Genomic DNA, 18,656 nt, shown 5'->3' on the forward strand with positions numbered 1-18,656 from the left:
TTTCTAAAAACTGCTGTCTTTTTTAGAAAGTCTCCGAAAGTTAACATAGTTCATTTCAAGCACTTTGAGGATATAACTAACTTGAAAAAGCTGCAAGTCATCTGTAACCCAGACTACCTTCTATTTATAGAGCTTCTATCTGTGGTACTGACTTGATTTAAGTAAGATCAACTTAGCGTCCGGGATTTTACATAGATTACCCATCTTCAAAGTCATTAATGTAAAATTCCTATACTCTGGGGCGCACTGTAAAAGATACAAAAATACTATGCCTCAGCATTAGCAGCACTCAACTGCATAGGCCCCAAATATTTGGTTAAATAAGGTGAAAAAACTTCATAAATTAATGTCAGTGGCTGCCCATGATGCCAAAACAAGTAGTGACGACCCCAAAAAGGCCCAGTGACACCAAAACCGGACTCTAGTGCCAATGAGTCACCGTAGTAAATTCCTCGAACATCCCGATACAATTCTGTGCGAAGACGAGCTAAACTTGCCCAAATTGGTAATGAACGGTTTTGTAAATACTCATCGACATGACTGGCTTCCCACCACGAAGTAGCATAAGCTAATCGTTGACCAGAAGCGGTACGCAGCCATACTTGTCGCCGTAATCGCGGTTCTGGGACAGCTTGGATTAACTCAGGAGCAGCATCCAAGTCGATACCAATCAATGACATATCAATGATATCTACTTCTACAGGCTCACCTGTGAGCAATTCTAAGTGACGTGTTGGAGAGCCGTCACCCAAGAGCATTAGCTGCCATGCAGGTGCTAGCTGAGTGTGGGGTAAACTTTGTTGAATTATTTCCTCCCCTCCTTGCCAAATCGGAGTGAGGCGATGCCAAGGTGGTGGCGATGTTAGGTTGTTTGTCGGCGTAAAAGAAATAGTCAATGCTTTTTACAAAACTTCACCTATTTCTATAAAAGCATAAAGGACTAGTACTTTGACAAGGCAACTTTACTTAATATCTAGTAAGCACTGAAGTGCTTCAAAAGCAAACTTAATATTTAAGGGTCAACAGTCTAAGGTTTTTTAACCTATAACTATTGACCCTATACTTAAACAAGCAAAAATGCGGATGGGGAGACTCGAACTCCCAAGGCAAAGCCACACGCACCTCAAGCGTGCGCGTATACCAATTCCGCCACATCCGCATGGTTTCTCTAAAGATAGACTATAGCATAAGAAAATAATTATAGTAAGGTGATATCTAAATTCAGTTGCTTCAAAAATATAAATTTTCTCAAGGCGGTATCAGACTGACAGAAATTTAGCAGCTGTACAAGTGATATTGAAAAGGGTAGAGCTACTGTGTTCGGCGGGGTGCGATCGCGTATCCGTCTGCTGTAGGTGGTGTCGACGACAGGCTATGACGCTCGATAGCGACGTAGGAGCGTCTGACTCGCTATCGGCTTCGCAAAAGCCCAGCTTGGTAGTCTAGCCAAGACTTACAGCAGCAATGTTGTTAGTGTAGTAAGACTCGTAGACGCAGCAAGCCTGCAATATGCGAGTTTGCTTAGGATCAGGGTGGCGAATCTCCTGCAATAATTTGAAATAATGCGGAAGCGTTGTTTCAAGTTGGATCAGAGAAAATGTCAATCTACTGGTAATGATATCGAAACTAAAAAATGAAGTTTGACAAAATATTAATTGCCAATCGGGGAGAAATCGCCCTTCGCATTCTCCGCGCCTGTGAAGAAATGGGAATTGCCACAGTTGCGGTTCACTCCACCGTTGACCGTAATGCTCTCCACGTCCAACTTGCTGATGAAGCTGTTTGCATTGGCGAACCTGCTAGCGGTAAAAGTTATTTGAATATTCCCAATATTATTGCTGCTGCACTGACGCGCAATGCTACTGCCATTCATCCAGGTTATGGTTTTTTGGCAGAAAATGCCCGGTTTGCGGAAATCTGTGCCGACCATCATATTGCTTTTATCGGCCCAACTCCAGAAGCTATGAGACAGATGGGCGATAAATCCACTGCCAAAGAAACCATGCAAAAAGCTGGAGTCCCGACGGTACCAGGTAGTGAGGGATTGGTAGAATCCGAGCAAGAAGGATTAGGATTCGCCAAGGATATCGGCTATCCAGTGATGATCAAAGCTACAGCAGGTGGCGGTGGACGGGGTATGCGCCTAGTTCGTTCTGAAGACGAATTTGTGAAACTTTTTCTCGCAGCCCAAGGCGAAGCAGGAGCAGCTTTTGGGAATTCTGGCGTTTACATAGAAAAATTTATTGAACGTCCCCGCCACATCGAATTTCAAATTTTGGCGGATAACTACGGTAATGTCATCCACTTAGGCGAACGGGATTGCTCAATTCAGCGCCGGAATCAAAAGCTGTTAGAAGAAGCTCCAAGTCCAGCTCTCGACCAAGACCTACGTGAAAAAATGGGACAAGCTGCTGTCAAAGCTGCCCAATTCATTAACTACAGTGGGGCGGGTACTATTGAGTTTCTCTTGGATAGATCCGGTAAATTCTACTTTATGGAAATGAATACCCGGATTCAAGTAGAACATCCTGTAACAGAAATGATTACTGGGATAGACTTAGTTGCCGAACAAATCCGCATTGCTCAAGGTGAAAGACTCAAGCTTACCCAAGACCAAGTAGTATTACGAGGTCATGCGATCGAATGCCGAATCAACGCCGAAGATCCCGACCATGATTTTCGCCCTTCTCCCGGACGGATCAGTAGCTATCTGCCCCCCGGAGGGCCTGGTGTACGGATTGATTCCCACGTTTACACAGATTACCAAATTCCACCTTACTACGATTCCTTAATCGGCAAGTTAATCGTTTGGGCACCAGACCGATCCACTGCTATTAACCGGATGAAACGCGCGCTGCGGGAATGTGCCATTACTGGATTACCTACCACCATTGGGTTTCATCAAAAAATTATGGAAACTCCACAGTTTTTACAGGGTAATGTCTATACAAATTTTGTGCAGGAAATGAACGGGTAGGAGAGTAGGAAAGGAAAAAGGTTATAGGTTACAGGGGACAGGGTTATAACCTGTAACCTGTCCCCTGTAACCTGTACCCTAATTAACACGAGATAGCATAGTCAACAATCCTTGTTGACCTAACAGGATTTCTCGCAGCAGGCTGAAGATACCAACCCAAATAATAGGTGTAATATCTACCCCACCTATAGGTTGCACCAGCTTTCGCAAAGGTATTAAAAATGGCTCAGTTGGCCAAGCTATTAAATTAAAGGGCAAACGATTCAAATCCACTTGCGGATACCAAGTGAGAATGATACGAAATATAAATAAGAATGTCATAACCCCTAACACAGGGCCAAGAATCCAAGCAGTCAGGTTAACACCAGTCATCGGTTTTAGGTACTATCTATCTGTAAAAAAAGAAAAAACTTAGGCACAGGCAAGTTGCGCTTTGCGTAGACATAGCTACAAAATTTTAAGCTTTGTAAAGCACTCCGATCATCATTTTAACTAAATGCTGTCACTTCTTTCTGAAATAGAAAAGCGAACTCGCCCATGTAGTTAACTCAATAACTGGTGAAAGAAGTTACCAAGTTTGGCAGTTCAGAGTTAGAGGCTTCTCAAGAAAGTAATACACTATTAAAATTAGGATGAAGTGTGTAAAAAAAGGTTGAGAAGTATGACGCCTTCTTTAGCAAATTTTCTTTGGAGTCTGGTATGGGGTACAGCAATTGTTGTAATACCCGCTACTGTTGGTCTAATTTTCATTAGCCAAAAAGATAAAATACAGCGTTCATAATGCTTATGAGAGTTAAATTAGCTCTCGTAATCGATTGTCTGTCAAGTATCTACTTAAATTGCACTAAAAGCAGCATAAACTGCGACTGGTGGCAGTTGTAGCTGACAGACATAGACGTTTTTACTTTTCGGTGAATAGCTTCAGAGCTTCTTTGCCAGAGGCTTTGAAGCTTCAATATATCGTGCCTAATTACAGTAGTGATTTTAATTGTGACTCGCTAACATAGATTTGATATTGGGAAAACAGCAATGATAAATTTTGGGCTGAACTCAGCCAGTTTTCTGGCTCAGGTAAATTTTGGGGCAAACTCAGCCAGTATTCTAGGAATTTTCCTGGCTGTGGCTGGGGCAGCACTGTATTTTCTCCGCACTGTGCGTCCGGAATTGTCACGGGATCAAGATATCTTTTTTGCGGCAGTCGGCTTACTTTGCGGCTTTATTCTCGTCTTTCAAGGATGGCGGCTAGACCCGATTTTACAATTTGGTCAACTGCTTTTAGTTGGCACAACTGTGTTTTTTGCAGTTGAAAGTATTCGTCTGCGAAGTATAGCTACTCAGCAAGCAAAGCGCAACACTCCGATTGTGGACGAAGACCGACCAGTTAGCGATCGCTATTCGTACAATAATCGCAGAAACTATCAGGCTGAGATGGAGGCAGACTTAGATCCACTGCCTTATGAAGACGAGGAAGAACGCCCAGTGCGTCCCCGGATTCGCGGTAGCAGGGATGAGATTTCAACTCGTGATGACTACTATCAGGAACAACCTCCCCGTCGTACAGAACGCCGCAACAGCAGCACTAGTGAAAGACAGACTCCATCTGATAGAACCCGCCGGCGGACTTCTGGGCGTCCTGTAAATCGCCCTTCTGAAAGCTTTGAAGAAGAGAACTGGGGTTCTTCTTCTAGGCAAGTTGATGATTGGGAAAATTCAGGTGGGGAAGTTAGAAAACCTTCTCGCCGTAGTAATAACGGGTCACAGCGTCCCGAAAGTCGTGAAGATGATGTTTCTCCCAGACCGAGAAGGCGTCGTCCCCCCACTGACTCAACTTCTCGAAGACCGCGCGAAGATGATGATGCGATCCCAACCGATTATGTACCATACAACCCAATTGAAAAACCAAATGAGGGGCCAGATAATTTGACCGATTTTGATGACGATGTTTAAAACAGTTGGCGTGCAAATAGGTTTAAAGGCGACGGAAAACAGTTGAGGTGGAAAAATTTACGCCTGCATTTTGGCTCCAAAGACCAATTCATTGGAGCCTGGTTTTTGGTTTAACAAGTTTGCTTGTATCTTGTGGTTCTAACGATATTCCTATAGGGCCTACTTCTCTTAACAGTCGCTACACCGAGGAGCAACCTGCTTTGAGTGGAAATGGGCGCTTTTTAGCGTTTGTATCTAATCGGAATGGTAATCAGCAGCTACTAATGTACGATTTGGAGAGGCAACTGTTTATTAGTACACCGGGGATAAACCGACAGGAGACAATTGCCGAAAGTCCTAGTTTGAGCTACACCGGACGTTATATTTCTTATCTTACTAGTGACCAGGGAAGACCAGTGGTAGCGCTTTACGATCGCGCCACGCAACAGTCACAAATTGTCACGCCAATTTATCGCGGCTGGATCAGAAAACCAAATATTAGTCCAGATGGACGTTATGTTGTCTTTGAAACCGCCACTCGTGGTCAGTGGGATATTGAAGTTCTAGACCGAGGGCCAAATATTGAGTTAGATATTCCCAACGGTGCAACTGTGGGTTCACCTCCGTAGGGGAGAAAGTTAGGAGTTAGGAGTTAGGAGTTGTGAGATTATTGACTAATTACTAATGACTAATGACTAAATTATATGAAACGTGTTTTTTTTATACCTATATTTTTCTGTTTAAGTTTATTGACTGGGTGTTTTGGCTACCCTCGGATTTTGAGTTATCCCTTTGATCCAGGGGGTCGGAGTCTTAATAGTTTAGCATCGGAATTAAACCCCCAAATTTCTGGGAGATACATTGTTTTTATTACTGACCGACGCGGTAGCCAAGATGTTTATATGTTTGATACGGTAACTCGTGATTTGGTTGATTTGCCAGGTTTAAATTCCTTTGATGCGATCGCAAATCATCCTAGCGTTTCACAAGATGGTCGTTATATTGTGTTTGCTGCTAGCCGTCAGGGGCGATCGGCTATTTTTCTCTACGACCGAGAAACACGCCAATCACGGAATTTGACCAATAACCTGCAAGCGGAAGTCCGCAACCCTACAATTAGCGCTGATGGTAGCAGGATTGCTTTTGAATCCAGTAACAACGGGCAGTGGGATATTTTAGTATATGACCGTTATGGACAGCCGTTAAATATACCTCAAGAGCCACGTTGAACAACAGTTAGAAGTTAAGAGTTAAGAGTGAAGAATTTTAACTCCTAACTCTTAACTCCTCACTACTCCCTCCTCACTTTTAACTTTTGTTTTCTACTTGTTGCACAGATTCAATAAGCGATCGCACTTGTTCCGTACCCTCAGAAGCTTCAAATGATAAAGGAAACTTACCCCGGAGGATCATCCGCAAACCGAGGGGTGCAAGACTGAGTAATCCTTTTAAATCCCGAAAATAATTACCAACTACTTGTAAACCAAATTGACGTTCATCAATCCAACCACCTTCTTTAACTAAATCTATCAATACTTTCCGGTGACGAATTGAACGACTATCACTATTTTTTTTCTGGGTGAGAATTTCTTGTTTAACTTTGGTGATTTGTTCTAATGGTGCAACTTCCATTGGACAAACAGAATCACAGTACAAACAACGAGTGCAACCCCATACGCCTTTAGTACCTTCGTTATAGCTTGCTAAACGATTTTCGGTATCGCTATCGCGGGAGTCTGCTACCATTCGGTAAGCTTTGGCAAGGGCATGGGGACCTACAAAGTCTGGATTAACTTCACGAGCGTTGCATTCAGAGTAACAAGCACCGCACATAATACAGTTACCAGTTTGATCGAGGCGCGATCGCTCTTGTGGTGTTTGCAAAAACTCTCTTTCTGGTACTTGTCGTGCTGCCGTACTCACATAAGGGGCAACTGCCTCTAGATTATTCCAAAAGCTGCTCATATCTACAACCAAATCTTTAATCACGGGCATATTGCCAAGAGGTGCGATCGTGATTTCATCAATAGCATTTACTTTACTTTGAGATGATGGTATTTGTTGTAATCTGGCAAGTTCGCTCCCAACATTTTCTTTACAAGCTAAAGCCGAACGCCCATTAATTCGCATAGCACAGCTACCACAAATAGTATTGCGGCAATTTTTGCGAAATGCCAAAGTTCCATCTTGCTCCCACTTAATCTGATTGAGGCAATCCAAGATTGTATTACCTGGTTCGGCCTCTACAATGTAGGTTTGCACAACAGGGGAGGAATTTTGTTGCTGTCGAATGACCTTAAAAATAACTTCCATAACTACTAACCAAAATTTTAAAATTACTTCACCAGCCTCAACAATCATGAGTCAAAGCAGCTAGTTGCGAAAAGTGAGTTATACTTTTTGCCCCTAATTCAAACCCTGGTGTTAATAGGCTGACGATTAAAGGGCGACTGATTCTAGTTTAAGGATAACCATTAAAATTTTACTTGTAGTAGCGCTGTAAGCAAGATTTTTGTCAAATTCTCAGTTAAAACGCCAAAAATGCGATCGCAGCTTTGCATTGAATTTACCTGTTTGGCAATCTAAAGGAAAGAGAGTTTCCTTCAAAAGTAACTTCAGTTGATCTTTGATCTAGCGATCCTATCCAAATGAAATGCATGGGAAGTTAGCAATATGTCTTGATGTCAACTTGAGTCAAGCAGTCCTGACAGTAAAATTCCACCTTCGCTACCACTTGACAGAATTTTTTGATTATATAGAAGTTTGAAAGCCCATGTTTAATATATAGTAGTGGCAATCAAGCACTAGGCAGATGTTAAGAGATTTGTTCATCCCATAGACAGACGTGCAAAATCCTCTGGCCGCTTTTGACCTGAAGATAATAAACCGAGGAAAAATCCTCACCACTTTCAAAAAAGTTAGAGTACCGCGAAACCCACAGGTGCCAGACTTTTCGCTTTTTGGTTTGCTCTCAATCAACAAAATATGGGATTGAACTCATTGGTCAAAACTGCTCGTCTCAATATATAAATTTTTCTCAAAGCCAGATAGCAATGCTCGCGCTTGTAATCATAAAGGGTTAAGAAAATCGTCACTGCTTTTTTCAACTTTCAAGTCCAGGAATTTAAATAAAAATTTACCAGCAACTTTAATTCAAAATTAAACAACTATTTTGCTATTATTAGTCCATGCTAGTATTTAATATAAAATTACGAAGTAGCAAAACCAGAATCAATAGCCGTATCAGCGCGGTTACTACTGCTTTGTTGATTCGTAATGTAGAGACAAGAAAATTCGCGTCTCTACTGGTAGAACAAAAGGGTGTATACCCGTAGGACTCTATTGAAATACTATGCTGTCCTAAGCTTGAAAGGACGAGTGGAGAAAACTCTACTTGCTCATTGGCAAGAAAGGCAAGCACTGAAAGTGAAAAACCTGCAATTTTTTGGGTCTACGACTTATTTGCAGTAGAACCTAACCTCATTTGTAATGGTGGCTGAAAGTTACACCGCTACAGTAGCGCTAAAGAAGAAAATAGTTTTCTTTCTGATGGCTAATAATGGTTAAAAGTGCCGTAACATCACCAAAATTAATGTCTGTGGCAACTATGGCCTCTAGTTGGTTGTAGACAACCATATATAGAAGTGCTTTTGGCTCCTATCGGCAGGAATTCACCCGTTACATTAGGGTCTTCAGTAGCTCTATGCAAATGCTAAAAAATTAAATGCTGGCATGAGACTACATAGTTTATCAGTTTGGAGAGAGTAAGGAAAATTTGAGCATAATGACTGAAACTGCAACCGCGCCATTAACTGGAAAAGCACTACTTGCTAAAGTAAAAGAACTTTCCACATTACCACGCCGAGAAAGAGCTAAACAGTGCGGCTATTACACTGTTACTAAGAATAATCAAGTTCGTGTCAATCTCACCGATTTTTATGACGCTTTGCTATCTGCTAGGGGAATTCCTCTAAGTCCAGAAGCGCCTAAAGATGGTCGTGGTCGTGAACCGACATATCGGGTTAGTGTCCATCAAAATGGTCAGATTGTAATTGGTGCTACATATACCAAAGCAATGGGCTTGAAGGCTGGAGATGAGTTTGAAATTAGGCTGGGATACAAACATATTCACCTGATTCAACTAGGTGAAAGCGATAAAAAACTAACCTCACAAGATATAGATTCTGACGAATCAGACGAAGATTTAGAAGACGAAGAGTAAATTTGCTAATGGTAGGGATAAGTTTCAGGTTATGATAACTTGTCCTTACCCCGACAGCAAATTGGTAGCCAGGTAAAAAATACGATTAGACCCCTTGCAGAATTTACCAAAATTAGTAGAGTCTTGATTAATCAGCAAGAAATCTATAATGCAAGAAGTCTATCGTGTTTTTTTGTTTATTTTGATAACTTTCTTTGAGTCTTCGAGCAATGCCTTACTGGCGTTTAGAGAAAATGCACCGCCACTAGTTATAGTGACGGCATTTTTTGTTTGCTGGATAGTTTGCTGGTTGCCAGTAGCAACAGTATCAGCAATATTGCTTAATTGGCAACCTCCTAAACCTTTACAGCCAGAGCAAAAAATGCCGTTATTGGTGTCACTTTATCTATTAGCTCCCCCGATCCTCTGGGGAGTTGTTTGGTTGACTAATAAATCTTTTTCAGATTACGGCTTTGTTGTCAATTTTTCAACTCTTGGTTTTTTAGCAATAGGTTTTAGTTTGGGAGTGCTGAGTCTAACTATTGTCTTTAGTGGGCAATTCGGGTTAGGTTGGTGTTCTTTTGAGAAGTCGAATTTCAAGTTAGTATTACCCATCTTGCTACCGATTTTCTTGATAGCGTTGTTAGTCGCTGGGATAGAAGAGTTAATTTTTCGCGGTTTCCTGTTCACAGAATTAGCACAGGATTACCCAGCTTGGGTAGCAGCAGCAATTTCTAGCTTGATTTTTGCCTTGTTACACTTGGTTTGGGAGCAACGTGAAACTGTACCCCAACTTCCTGGATTATGGCTGATGGGAATGGTGCTAGTGTTAGCACGCTTTGCCTCTAGCGGTAATTTGGGTTTAGCTTGGGGATTGCACGCAGGATGGGTATGGGCGATCGCTACCATAGATACAGCAGAACTAATTACTTACACTGGTATTGTCTCTGACTGGTTCACAGGTAAAAATAAAAAACCCTTAGCTGGCTTGGCGGGAATTATTTGTGTATTGGGAACTGGAGTAATTATCTGGTTCAACTCTCAAATATTTTAATTTCCCATAGATGATGTCTGTTAACGCAAATCCCCGACTTCTTCAAGAAGTCGGGAATTTAAATCCAACGATTTAGAAGGTACTATTCCACCCCTATACTCTCGGATTTTGAAGAAAAGGGGAAAGGAAAAACCTTTAACCCAAACCCGATTCCGAGTTAGAAATGCACAAAGCGAGAAGTATTGTATTCCACCCTACTAATCTTTATTTAGTACTCAAAACTACTCAGACCTTCGGATTCTGTCGATTTCTCGTTGTAATTCTTCAATTTGGCGGCGCAAACTTTCTGTTTGATTTTCGGAAGATTCTGCTGAAACATTTACCGATCCGGAAGCAGGCGATCGCTGATAATTTCCTCGGCGAATTTGCTGATATTCTTCAGATACTGCCCACGACCGTAAGTAATGCAAACGTTCAACAGGGAAAGGATGACTCAACATCATACCCTGAGCGCCATTGTAGATCAAGAATTTATATATCTGATTCAGTCCATCTTCATCCAATGCCTGATAATTTTCTGACTGCTTGATAAACTCTTGTAAACTACATTCATTGGCATATTTGTTACTACCACCAGAAAGTTTCATCATCGTTGACATCACAGGATTTAAGTCATCCATCACTAGTAGTGCAGCGCGATCTGACGATAACTCCGCTTTGCGCCGCCACTCAAAAAAGGCGTAAATCAAGCCTTGTGTGAGAATATTACCGATGCCGAAGGTCAATTCTCCAAAGGCCGAAGCAGCACTCATCGCCCACATCGCCATTTGAATTAAAATAGTATGACCACATTTAATATGCCCTAGTTCATGAGCTAGCACCGTCCTCATCTCGGCTTCGTCTAGTAAGTCTAGTATCCCTGTATTTATGACTATGTAAGGATTCTCTTGCCCCAGCGCATAGCTATTTGCTTGGGGATTTTGCGAGACAAACAGTGTTGGTTCTGGGTAAATGTCCAAATCTCGGACGCATTCCCGAAACATCTGGTAAATAGTGGAATATTGACGCGGCCCGACTTGGATGCTGTTACCCATTAGATAGACTAATTGAGGGCGTTCGTAGATAAATTCCACAAATTTACGAGCGATTAAATCAAATCCTGGCAAATTTCGTAAAGCTTGCTCCGCTTGGCGATCTAGTGGATGCCTGAAGGCTTCGCTGGAAATTCCTGTGTAAGTTGGCATAATTTAGGATATTGGGTGATTGGTCATTGGTCATTGGTCATTAGCAAAGGACAAAGGACAAATGACAAATGACAAGATAATAGAAATGGGGCAATTGGAAGTAAAAATCACTTTGTATGGAATTGAAAGCGTGTGATTGAGGCAGAAGTTCATTTGTCACTACATAACTTTTTGCGATCGCAAGCGGGGTTCCCTTCCTGGCCCCATCATTTGACGATGGCACGGTTGGTAGCACGCGCCTTGCGCCTGGGACGTAGCGCCCTAATTCAAGTAGGGGCAGTTAGTGGCTATCAAGGGCGGTATCGTACTAGTTTTGTAGCATCAGCCCTGATGTGGCATGGTCCTGTAATTATTGTTGCTCAAGAAACAGTGCAGCAACTTCTGCTGCGGGTGGAAATTCCCCGTCTACAGCAGTGGCTACCAACCAATAAATCGATTAGGACAGGTGATGCTTGGCCTGATGCCCAGTTCCAAGGGCTACTGTTGACCTCCCCAGAAGCTTGGTTAAAAGGACAGTTAGCTGGTGACTCACGCTTTCCCCAAGGCATTCCCACAATTATTGATGGGGTAGACGATCTTGAAGATTGGGTGCGTCATCAACTTACTCAAGATATTCAACCCGATGATTGGGAGCAACTCATGCTGGCTTGTCCAAACCAAGCTGAGGCAATTCGCGAAGCACGGATACAACTAACACACGAACTTTTTCAGCATCCTGCAAATCCATATCAGTGTTATTTAATTTCCCAGCCAGAAATAGAAATTTTAGGCCGTTTGTATTTGGCTTTAGAGTCAGTACAAGCACTGCCAGAACCTTGGAAAAAATTCTGGCAACAATTTCAAACCCTTGATGAAAATCTTTCCCCCCCTGCTCTCTTTTGGGCGACTATTGCCCATCGACAAGGTTTATTTTCTTTGCACTACGCCCCAATGGAATTAGGGGAAATACTCTCGCCGATTTGGCAGCGACAACCAGTAGTTTTAATTGGCAGCGCTATCGAACCGGAAACTGAGGCTCCCCTTTTCCGCCAGCGCTTGGGTTTGGACGATTTAACTTGCCTGAAGTTCTCTTCGGAAAATCAAGCGGAAGCAATTCAACTGTATGTACCCTATAAGTTGCCTCTACCCAACACGCCAGAATTTCAAGCGGCATTTATTCACAAAGTCCGCACACTGGTTTGTCTAAGTGCGACAGCGCCAGGATTAACGGTTGTCTTGGTGGGGGATGTACCACTAAAGGCTCAAGTTGCGGCAATTCTGGCTTCAGAGTTTGGTTCGCGGGTGCAAGTAGAAAAAACTTGTTTAGATGAGAATGGTATTTTGATTAGCGGTTGGGAATTTTGGCGAGAACATCAACGAGTTTTGCCAGCACCTCATCTGTTAATCATTGCGACTTTGCCCCTACCATCTTTAGAAAATCCTCTGGTAGCTGGTAGGGTAGCTCTTTATAAGCGATCGCATCAAGATTGGTTCCGTTTATACTTGTTGCCAGCAGCCTTGAATGAATTACAACGGGCGATCGCTCCAGTACGAGAAAGTCAAGGAATTGTAGCTTTACTTGATAGTCGTGTAGTTAACCGTAGCTACGGCGCTCAAATTCTCGCAGCTTTAAGTCCTCTAGCACGCATTAACTATCTCGATCCCAGCCTGTTTTCCAATACCGATGAGGAAAACTCTGCTTAAAATTCAGTTACCAGTGACGCCACTTGACGGCAGTTGACGGCAGTTGACGGCAGTTGCTCCACTTGGGGAGACCCCAAGACCGCACTGCCTCCTCCACTTGGGGAGACCCCAGACGCTCGCGGACTCGCTTGCCGCCTACGCTATGCGCTAAAGCGTCTCCCCTTCTCCCATTCGTGAGAGGCTAGCGCCAAGGGAGAAGACCGCAGTGGCTCCCCAATGCCTAATTTAAATTTTGACGAAGCAAAGCGCGATCGCAAAGAAGCAAGATATTATTATCAGCTTATGGAAGGTGATGCGATTCATCGCCTTTGGAGTAGGCATGATTCCTGGCAAAATAAATTTAGAACCTAAGTAAAATTTGAGTTGCTGATTATGGGTGAAGCAAAACGTCGTAAAACCGCACTAGGGGAAACATACGGTAAAGATACTCGGATCTTATCTTGGGTTCCGATCACAAAAACTCAAGGCGAACAATTTGTCACTTGGACTACTCGTGGTGCTTGGATAGGCATTGGTCTGATGATTGTTGGATGGTTAACAATCCGTTTTATCGGTCCAGCTTTCGGTTGGTGGCAAGTAGTCTATTAATTCTTAATTCATAATTGAATTAGTTGGATATCTAGGCTCCAACTAATTCAAGGCTGCTAAAAAAGACAATAACGCCCAAGTGTCTTGCCAATAATTACAAATTACATTAGCGCAACGGTGGGGAGTTTGCGTACCCTATGGAAAGCAAGCTATGCGTAGCCTCTTGTAAAAAGCATTATGAGGAATTACGAATTAGTTAACTGAGTTATTAATAAAAAATAATTACTCATTTTGGATAGATAATCGAAATATATTATATATGCATTAAATTTGGCAAAACCAAATTAAGATAAGAATCCTTCTAAATTATCGTGCTTTGGTTTGTGCAAGTTTTTGAAAATAATCTCAAAATAACTAGAAATATTGCCTAAATGGCAACAATACTTTGCTGAGTTTAGATATTGTCAGTGTTAAGTTTTCCCATTGTGGATTCTACACTCACAGTTGTCTCCTATGTACGTAACCTGAGTATAAACTATTTAGTTTATGCTTGTGCAACTACTTAGGCTAGAATTCGCACTGTTATCTGCTTAACTTTATATATATAGGAGGAAGGAATTTAGTATAAGTAATCATTTGTCTATACCAAAATCTACGTTATAAACAGAACAGATTAAACATCTAAGCATGAGACAGTATAACGATGGAAAACTACATTATAGCGTTTAATAACAGTGTATTTGACTGCACATAGCCAATAAAAACCAAATATGTAGCTTTTCTGTAGTTGACTAGTGCTAAATTTAAGTTACTCTTAAAGCGGATCTCTTGCTCTAAGAATCTACCCTGACAGAAGTGTATAAAGATATAGTTAAATTTAGCAATTCTGTCCGAGATTTTGAATTTGCAAACTGAATAGTTTGATACGGCCCTCAAAATCCCGATCCACTACCCTAAACAAAGTAGTCAATTCATGACTCAATATCATGTGTCTGGTAATTGTAATGAATAGTTTACAATACCAATGGGTGAGAAAATCTAAAGAAAATATAAAAGAAACTCAAATTACTGTGGTGTCTGGAGGACAAAAGTGTTTCTGAGACTAGCACATCAACATCGACAATTCGTCCAAGACTTAGTAATGAACCTGCAAGCCTTGGCGATTGTATTAGAGCGGCGTGGGTATCCTGCATCTTGCTATACCTGTGGCGATCAAATGAATAGTGCATCATTTATGGTTAGCTTGGGCGATAACCATCTGATTCGGTTTTTAGTGTCCGATTACGGCATTACTTGGACGGAAATGCGGGATGACCGCGAATTAATGAAGCTAGAGGGTGCAGAGGCAATTAGCCAACTAGATGAATTGGCCGATCTTGTCAAGCAATCTATGCAAAGTGATACAGGCTCTAAAACTCTTGCCAAGAAGTATTAAGATTTCAGAGGTCGATAGCAAATTAGAAATTGATTAGGTAACTGTTAATCGGTAAAAGTGGCTTAGTTAGCGATCGCTCATTACTGATTCTCCGTTACCATTAAGTGATTGGCACTTTATTAGCCTATCGCATCCTTTTTTGTATCTACCAAAATTTCACAAGCCAAATTGTTAACCTTGAGTTATCAGGTGTTAAAACGCACCACACTCAACCCCTTCTCCTGTAAAGACGCTACGCGAACGGGGAATTCAAAATTCTCTCATTCACCTCATAAAATCCCCATAAATAATGGGGCTTGAAACAAGGACTCTTTGTGCTTTGTACTTACGCATCGCAGCACAATTATTTCTAATTTTTCCATAAATCATCGGACTTATATCCTTTTATTCTTCCGCCAGAGGTGGCGTATATAGCTGCTCAATTCTGCAACATGAAAAGCGATCGCTCCTCATGTGGGAAAATCTTATCAAAACGCGATCGCAGTTTTCGTTAGGGCATTATCTAAAAGTATACGAGTGTCTAACGCTCTTTTATTACTCTAAAAAAATAAAAATATTTGTAGCGACTGTCTTGAAAATCAAGACAGTCGCTACATTTAGATTCTTCAAAACCTATAAAAATAAAAGGTTATAATTTTTCTTTAATGAGAGTAATAAAAAAGGGCTAATAAGTCAATTTTTATGTTAAGAATTGCTGAGATTTGGCGAATCGTGGTTTAATTACTGAAAAAATTTAACTATAAAAATCCGAATTTGATTTTTGAATAAAATTAAGTATTTGTAAAGTGCGTTACGACTTCAGTCTAACGCATCGAACCCTGAATTTGGTGCGGCGCTTGGACACTTAGGGCATGATTTCTAATTCTAAAACTCAAGCTAAAAATTCGATTCTAATCAGATGAAGAAGGACTGGAAGCTGATGAAAACAAATTGGAAAATAGGATTTGGTGTTCTTGCTACTTTTGCAACTCTTACACCTATGTCATCAGTTCTAGCTGATGAGCTTTTCTACAACACTAGCAATGGTGCGGGTGCTGTTGGTGTTTTCGATCGCTTTGGCAATTTCACACAATTAAAGGGCTATGCTGCGGGAACTTTTTCTACTGGTTGGTCACAAATAGTCAATACACCGCAGGGCGTCTTCTTCTACAACGCTAGCAATGGTGCGGGTGCTGTTGGTGTTTTCGATCGCTTTGGCAATTTCACACAATTAAAGGGCTATGCTGCGGGAACTTTTTCTACTGGTTGGTCACAAATAGTTAATACACCAAGGGGCGTCTTCTTCTACAACGCTAGCAATGGTGTAACTGCTTTTGGTGTTTTCGATCGCTTTGGTAATTTCACACAATTAAACAGCTCTACGGGAACTTTTTCTACTGGTTGGACAAAGATTGTAGAGCAGCCGTAGCTACTGGGCATTGAATTGTTATTTCTAACTAAAGACATGCTGAATGTGTCGATTCTAAATAATTTGTAAAATATTATCATATAAACTTTGTTGACTGTTGACTGTCAAAGGTTAACAGTCAATACCGATAACGGATATTTTTCACAACTGAAATAGGATTGCCATAACCCAAAATTTCAAATCCAAAATTAAAGTCCATTGCCAATCAAAATAAACGGTGCCCAGTAGTAGGGATGACTAAAATTACTAATTGGCGTTGCAGATGTATTCTCATTTCTCGCCTTCCAGTTTCCAGTAATTAATGAGATTTGAGCTTGTCGTAGAGCTTCAGTTTTAGTCAACTTCTCAGAAGAGAGAATATGATAAAAAGCACTCATGATTGCTTGTGTACCACCATCATCTACAGACCACAAAGAGGCGATCGCGGCTCTAGCGCCAGTTTGTTGCATCTGATAGCCAAAGCCCAAAATTTCTTCACCATTACCTAACTTGCCTCCCAAGCCGGTTTCACAGGCGCTCAACACTACCAAATCTACATTCGGGAGTGACCAAGTGGCGACATTTCTAAAATTAACGCGATCGCCATTCCCGAATAAAATAAACGAATCTTCTGGTTTACCAACCACAAAGGCTGCATGAGTCGCTAAATGGACAATTGTATAATCATCCATTTGGGGTACAGCGACTTTAGGAGTAAAGGCATCGTCTAAAAGCTTCGTAGTTTCAGGAACCGCTGCTGCTAGACTTTCCACCTCCCGCACTGCAAAGGGTAAGCCAGCGAAAGCAACCTGTCGATTCCCAACTTTGATTTGATAATTACCTTTAGTAAAAGCACCCGCTAAAACCCGCAAAGTAGATTGTTTTGGGGTGTTTAAGTTAGTCAGGCTAGCGGATGTAATATGATTCACATTGAAGCGCTGCACTAACCATTGTTTACCATCATATAAAGCAGTTAAAGGAATGTAGCGTAAGCGATCGTCTGGAGCGTAAATCAGAGTTTGCGTACCTGATACCTTCAAGTCTTTCTCTATCGGTTTAATTAGCCAGTCATATAATTGGCGTGCAGGTGCTTTGATATTTCGACTGGGATTGATTAAAGCTTGACGGAAAGCATCAATTGTTTGATAGAAGTTTTCGCGCTTTACAGCAACGGTGCGATGGATTGGTGGGGATTCAGGAGTTACCAATACCAATTCCAAACTATCTTTTAAAATCAGTGGGTAGAGTAATGCCGATTTTTGCGGTAATCGCGCCAAATTATCTCGAAGTTCGTTAAGACTTTCCAAATCCAAATTTTGCCGCCTAGCTGTACGGCTAATTTGCTCTACCTGTGCTTTCACTGAAGGACTATTGATAAATTCGTTAAATCCATCTAGAAGTTGCTGTTGATTTAAGACTAGTTGCTCGATACGTTGTTTCTGTTTGAGCGATCGCTGTTCGGGGGCAATTTTGCGTAGTATTGTTAATTCTTTACCCAGTACAACAGCATTATCCACACTTTGATCCAGCTTTTGTTTAATTGGTTTTTCTGTTGCCGCTATATTAATACCTTTGACAGTACGTTGATTACCTGGCACATTCTGGAGATATTCCTCTAGTTCTTCAACTTTGAGTAAATCCATTGTCCTTTGTGCTTCAGCAACACGTTCTTGTTTGAGCAATCGTTCGCCCAAAATGCGATATGTCTGGCTAACAGTTATGTTGTAAGCATCTGGTTGCGGCGCACTCAATGCTGATGGATTCAAGCGAGCTTTCTCACGATTAATCAAACAATGCTTGTAGAAAAAAATTGCTAACTCTGGTTGGTTTTGGATATCGAATAAGTAACCTATGTTACTGTAGGTTTTGCCAAGTCGAACCAGATCCCCAAGTTCTTTGTTAATCAATAAGGCTTGCTGATAGGATTGAAGTGCTTCAGGATACTTTTTTTGACTTTGGTAGATTCTGCCAATATTGTTAAATGTTACCGCTTCCCAAGAGCGCTCTCCAAGGTCTCTACTGATGGTTAATGCTTTCTGTAATTTCTGCAACGCTTCTTTTGATTGACCTTGACGAGATTCTTTGATAGCTTCTTCATTGAGCCTTGCAATTTCTGAGAGTTGATTATTCTTGGGTAAAGCTTGAGCTTTTTCTCCAGATTCGTACCTCAACCTTGCATTTGTATTTACCTGGTTATGGTCTGGATATACCATCCCAAAACCTAGTAAGCTAAGTAGAGATAAAGTAACAACACTCACATGCCGGAGATTAGGCTGCATCA

Annotated in this window: 17 protein-coding genes and 1 tRNA gene; 12 read left to right on the top strand and 6 right to left on the bottom strand. The window is 41.5% G+C overall.

Annotation, left to right across the window (positions count from 1 at the left end; all coding sequences use genetic code 11):
* Positions 1-266: 266 nt before the first annotated feature.
* Together NSTC731_RS04385 and NSTC731_RS04390 are read right to left on the bottom strand one after the other, a co-directional pair.
* Complete coding sequence (locus tag NSTC731_RS04385; protein WP_445629785.1) at positions 267-896, bottom strand: chorismate lyase; 630 nt, start codon at positions 894-896, stop codon at positions 267-269.
* Between the two features lie 182 nt (positions 897-1,078).
* Positions 1,079-1,159: transfer RNA gene (locus NSTC731_RS04390), tRNA-Leu, on the bottom strand.
* A 474-nt stretch (positions 1,160-1,633) separates the two neighbouring features.
* On the opposite strand from NSTC731_RS04390, the gene accC reads away from it, so the two are divergent.
* The gene (gene accC / locus NSTC731_RS04395) at positions 1,634-2,977 is read left to right on the top strand and encodes an acetyl-CoA carboxylase biotin carboxylase subunit (RefSeq protein WP_445629786.1); all 1,344 of its coding nucleotides are present in this window, start codon (positions 1,634-1,636) and stop codon (positions 2,975-2,977) included.
* A 78-nt stretch (positions 2,978-3,055) separates the two neighbouring features.
* On the opposite strand, the gene NSTC731_RS04400 is transcribed toward accC, so the two are convergent.
* Positions 3,056-3,349: a YggT family protein gene (locus NSTC731_RS04400; protein ID WP_094350101.1), complete on the bottom strand. Its 294-nt coding sequence runs from the start codon at positions 3,347-3,349 to the stop codon at positions 3,056-3,058.
* A 289-nt stretch (positions 3,350-3,638) separates the two neighbouring features.
* On the opposite strand from NSTC731_RS04400, the gene psbX reads away from it, so the two are divergent.
* From psbX to NSTC731_RS04420, 4 genes are all read left to right on the top strand, one after another.
* On the top strand, positions 3,639-3,758 hold the full coding sequence (gene psbX / locus NSTC731_RS04405) for a photosystem II reaction center X protein (RefSeq protein ID WP_013189728.1): 120 nt from the start codon (positions 3,639-3,641) through the stop codon (positions 3,756-3,758).
* A gap of 248 nt (positions 3,759-4,006) precedes the next feature.
* On the top strand, positions 4,007-4,924 hold the full coding sequence (locus tag NSTC731_RS04410; protein WP_445629787.1) for a Ycf66 family protein: 918 nt from the start codon (positions 4,007-4,009) through the stop codon (positions 4,922-4,924).
* A gap of 47 nt (positions 4,925-4,971) precedes the next feature.
* A complete protein-coding gene (locus tag NSTC731_RS04415) occupies positions 4,972-5,532 on the top strand; it encodes a TolB family protein (RefSeq protein WP_445629788.1) in 561 nt (186 codons plus the stop codon).
* A gap of 75 nt (positions 5,533-5,607) precedes the next feature.
* Entirely contained in the window at positions 5,608-6,132 is a 525-nt protein-coding gene (locus NSTC731_RS04420; protein ID WP_445629789.1) for a TolB family protein, read from the top strand.
* Between the two features lie 79 nt (positions 6,133-6,211).
* On the opposite strand, the gene NSTC731_RS04425 is transcribed toward NSTC731_RS04420, so the two are convergent.
* Positions 6,212-7,216 carry a succinate dehydrogenase/fumarate reductase iron-sulfur subunit gene (locus NSTC731_RS04425; RefSeq protein ID WP_445632015.1) on the bottom strand — a complete coding sequence of 335 codons (1,005 nt, stop codon included), beginning with the start codon at positions 7,214-7,216 and terminating at the stop codon, positions 6,212-6,214.
* Positions 7,217-8,687: 1,471 nt separating this feature from the next.
* On the opposite strand from NSTC731_RS04425, the gene NSTC731_RS04430 reads away from it, so the two are divergent.
* On the top strand, positions 8,688-9,125 hold the full coding sequence (locus NSTC731_RS04430; RefSeq protein WP_094350106.1) for an AbrB family transcriptional regulator: 438 nt from the start codon (positions 8,688-8,690) through the stop codon (positions 9,123-9,125).
* Between the two features lie 148 nt (positions 9,126-9,273).
* A complete protein-coding gene (locus NSTC731_RS04435) occupies positions 9,274-10,158 on the top strand; it encodes a lysostaphin resistance A-like protein (RefSeq protein ID WP_445629790.1) in 885 nt (294 codons plus the stop codon).
* 221 nt (positions 10,159-10,379) lie between these two features.
* Here the strand turns inward: NSTC731_RS04435 and NSTC731_RS04440 are convergent, their stop codons facing one another.
* Positions 10,380-11,342 carry a M48 family metallopeptidase gene (locus NSTC731_RS04440; RefSeq protein WP_445629791.1) on the bottom strand — a complete coding sequence of 321 codons (963 nt, stop codon included), beginning with the start codon at positions 11,340-11,342 and terminating at the stop codon, positions 10,380-10,382.
* A gap of 132 nt (positions 11,343-11,474) precedes the next feature.
* Here NSTC731_RS04440 and NSTC731_RS04445 point away from each other — a divergent pair, with 132 nt between their 5' ends.
* The 5 genes from NSTC731_RS04445 to NSTC731_RS04465 all read left to right on the top strand — a co-directional run bounded on the left by NSTC731_RS04445 (position 11,475) and on the right by NSTC731_RS04465 (position 16,396).
* Positions 11,475-13,025 carry a helicase C-terminal domain-containing protein gene (locus tag NSTC731_RS04445; RefSeq protein WP_445629792.1) on the top strand — a complete coding sequence of 517 codons (1,551 nt, stop codon included), beginning with the start codon at positions 11,475-11,477 and terminating at the stop codon, positions 13,023-13,025.
* Positions 13,026-13,241: 216 nt separating this feature from the next.
* Positions 13,242-13,376 carry a hypothetical protein gene (locus NSTC731_RS04450; RefSeq protein ID WP_445629793.1) on the top strand — a complete coding sequence of 45 codons (135 nt, stop codon included), beginning with the start codon at positions 13,242-13,244 and terminating at the stop codon, positions 13,374-13,376.
* Between the two features lie 21 nt (positions 13,377-13,397).
* Positions 13,398-13,613, top strand: coding sequence for a DUF2839 domain-containing protein (locus NSTC731_RS04455; protein WP_445629794.1), 216 nt, complete (start codon positions 13,398-13,400; stop codon positions 13,611-13,613).
* Between the two features lie 1,030 nt (positions 13,614-14,643).
* Positions 14,644-14,988 carry a DUF1815 family protein gene (locus tag NSTC731_RS04460; protein WP_094350113.1) on the top strand — a complete coding sequence of 115 codons (345 nt, stop codon included), beginning with the start codon at positions 14,644-14,646 and terminating at the stop codon, positions 14,986-14,988.
* 919 nt (positions 14,989-15,907) lie between these two features.
* Positions 15,908-16,396, top strand: a complete 489-nt coding sequence (locus tag NSTC731_RS04465; protein ID WP_445629795.1) for a hypothetical protein — start codon at positions 15,908-15,910, stop codon at positions 16,394-16,396.
* Positions 16,397-16,584: 188 nt separating this feature from the next.
* Here NSTC731_RS04465 and NSTC731_RS04470 read toward each other — a convergent pair whose 3' ends face one another.
* Positions 16,585-18,654 (bottom strand): CHAT domain-containing protein, encoded by a 2,070-nt coding sequence (locus NSTC731_RS04470; RefSeq protein WP_445629796.1) that lies wholly within the window; start codon positions 18,652-18,654, stop codon positions 16,585-16,587.
* Positions 18,655-18,656: the final 2 nt, after the last annotated feature.

The sequence above is a fragment of the Nostoc sp. DSM 114167 genome (genome assembly GCF_052692655.1).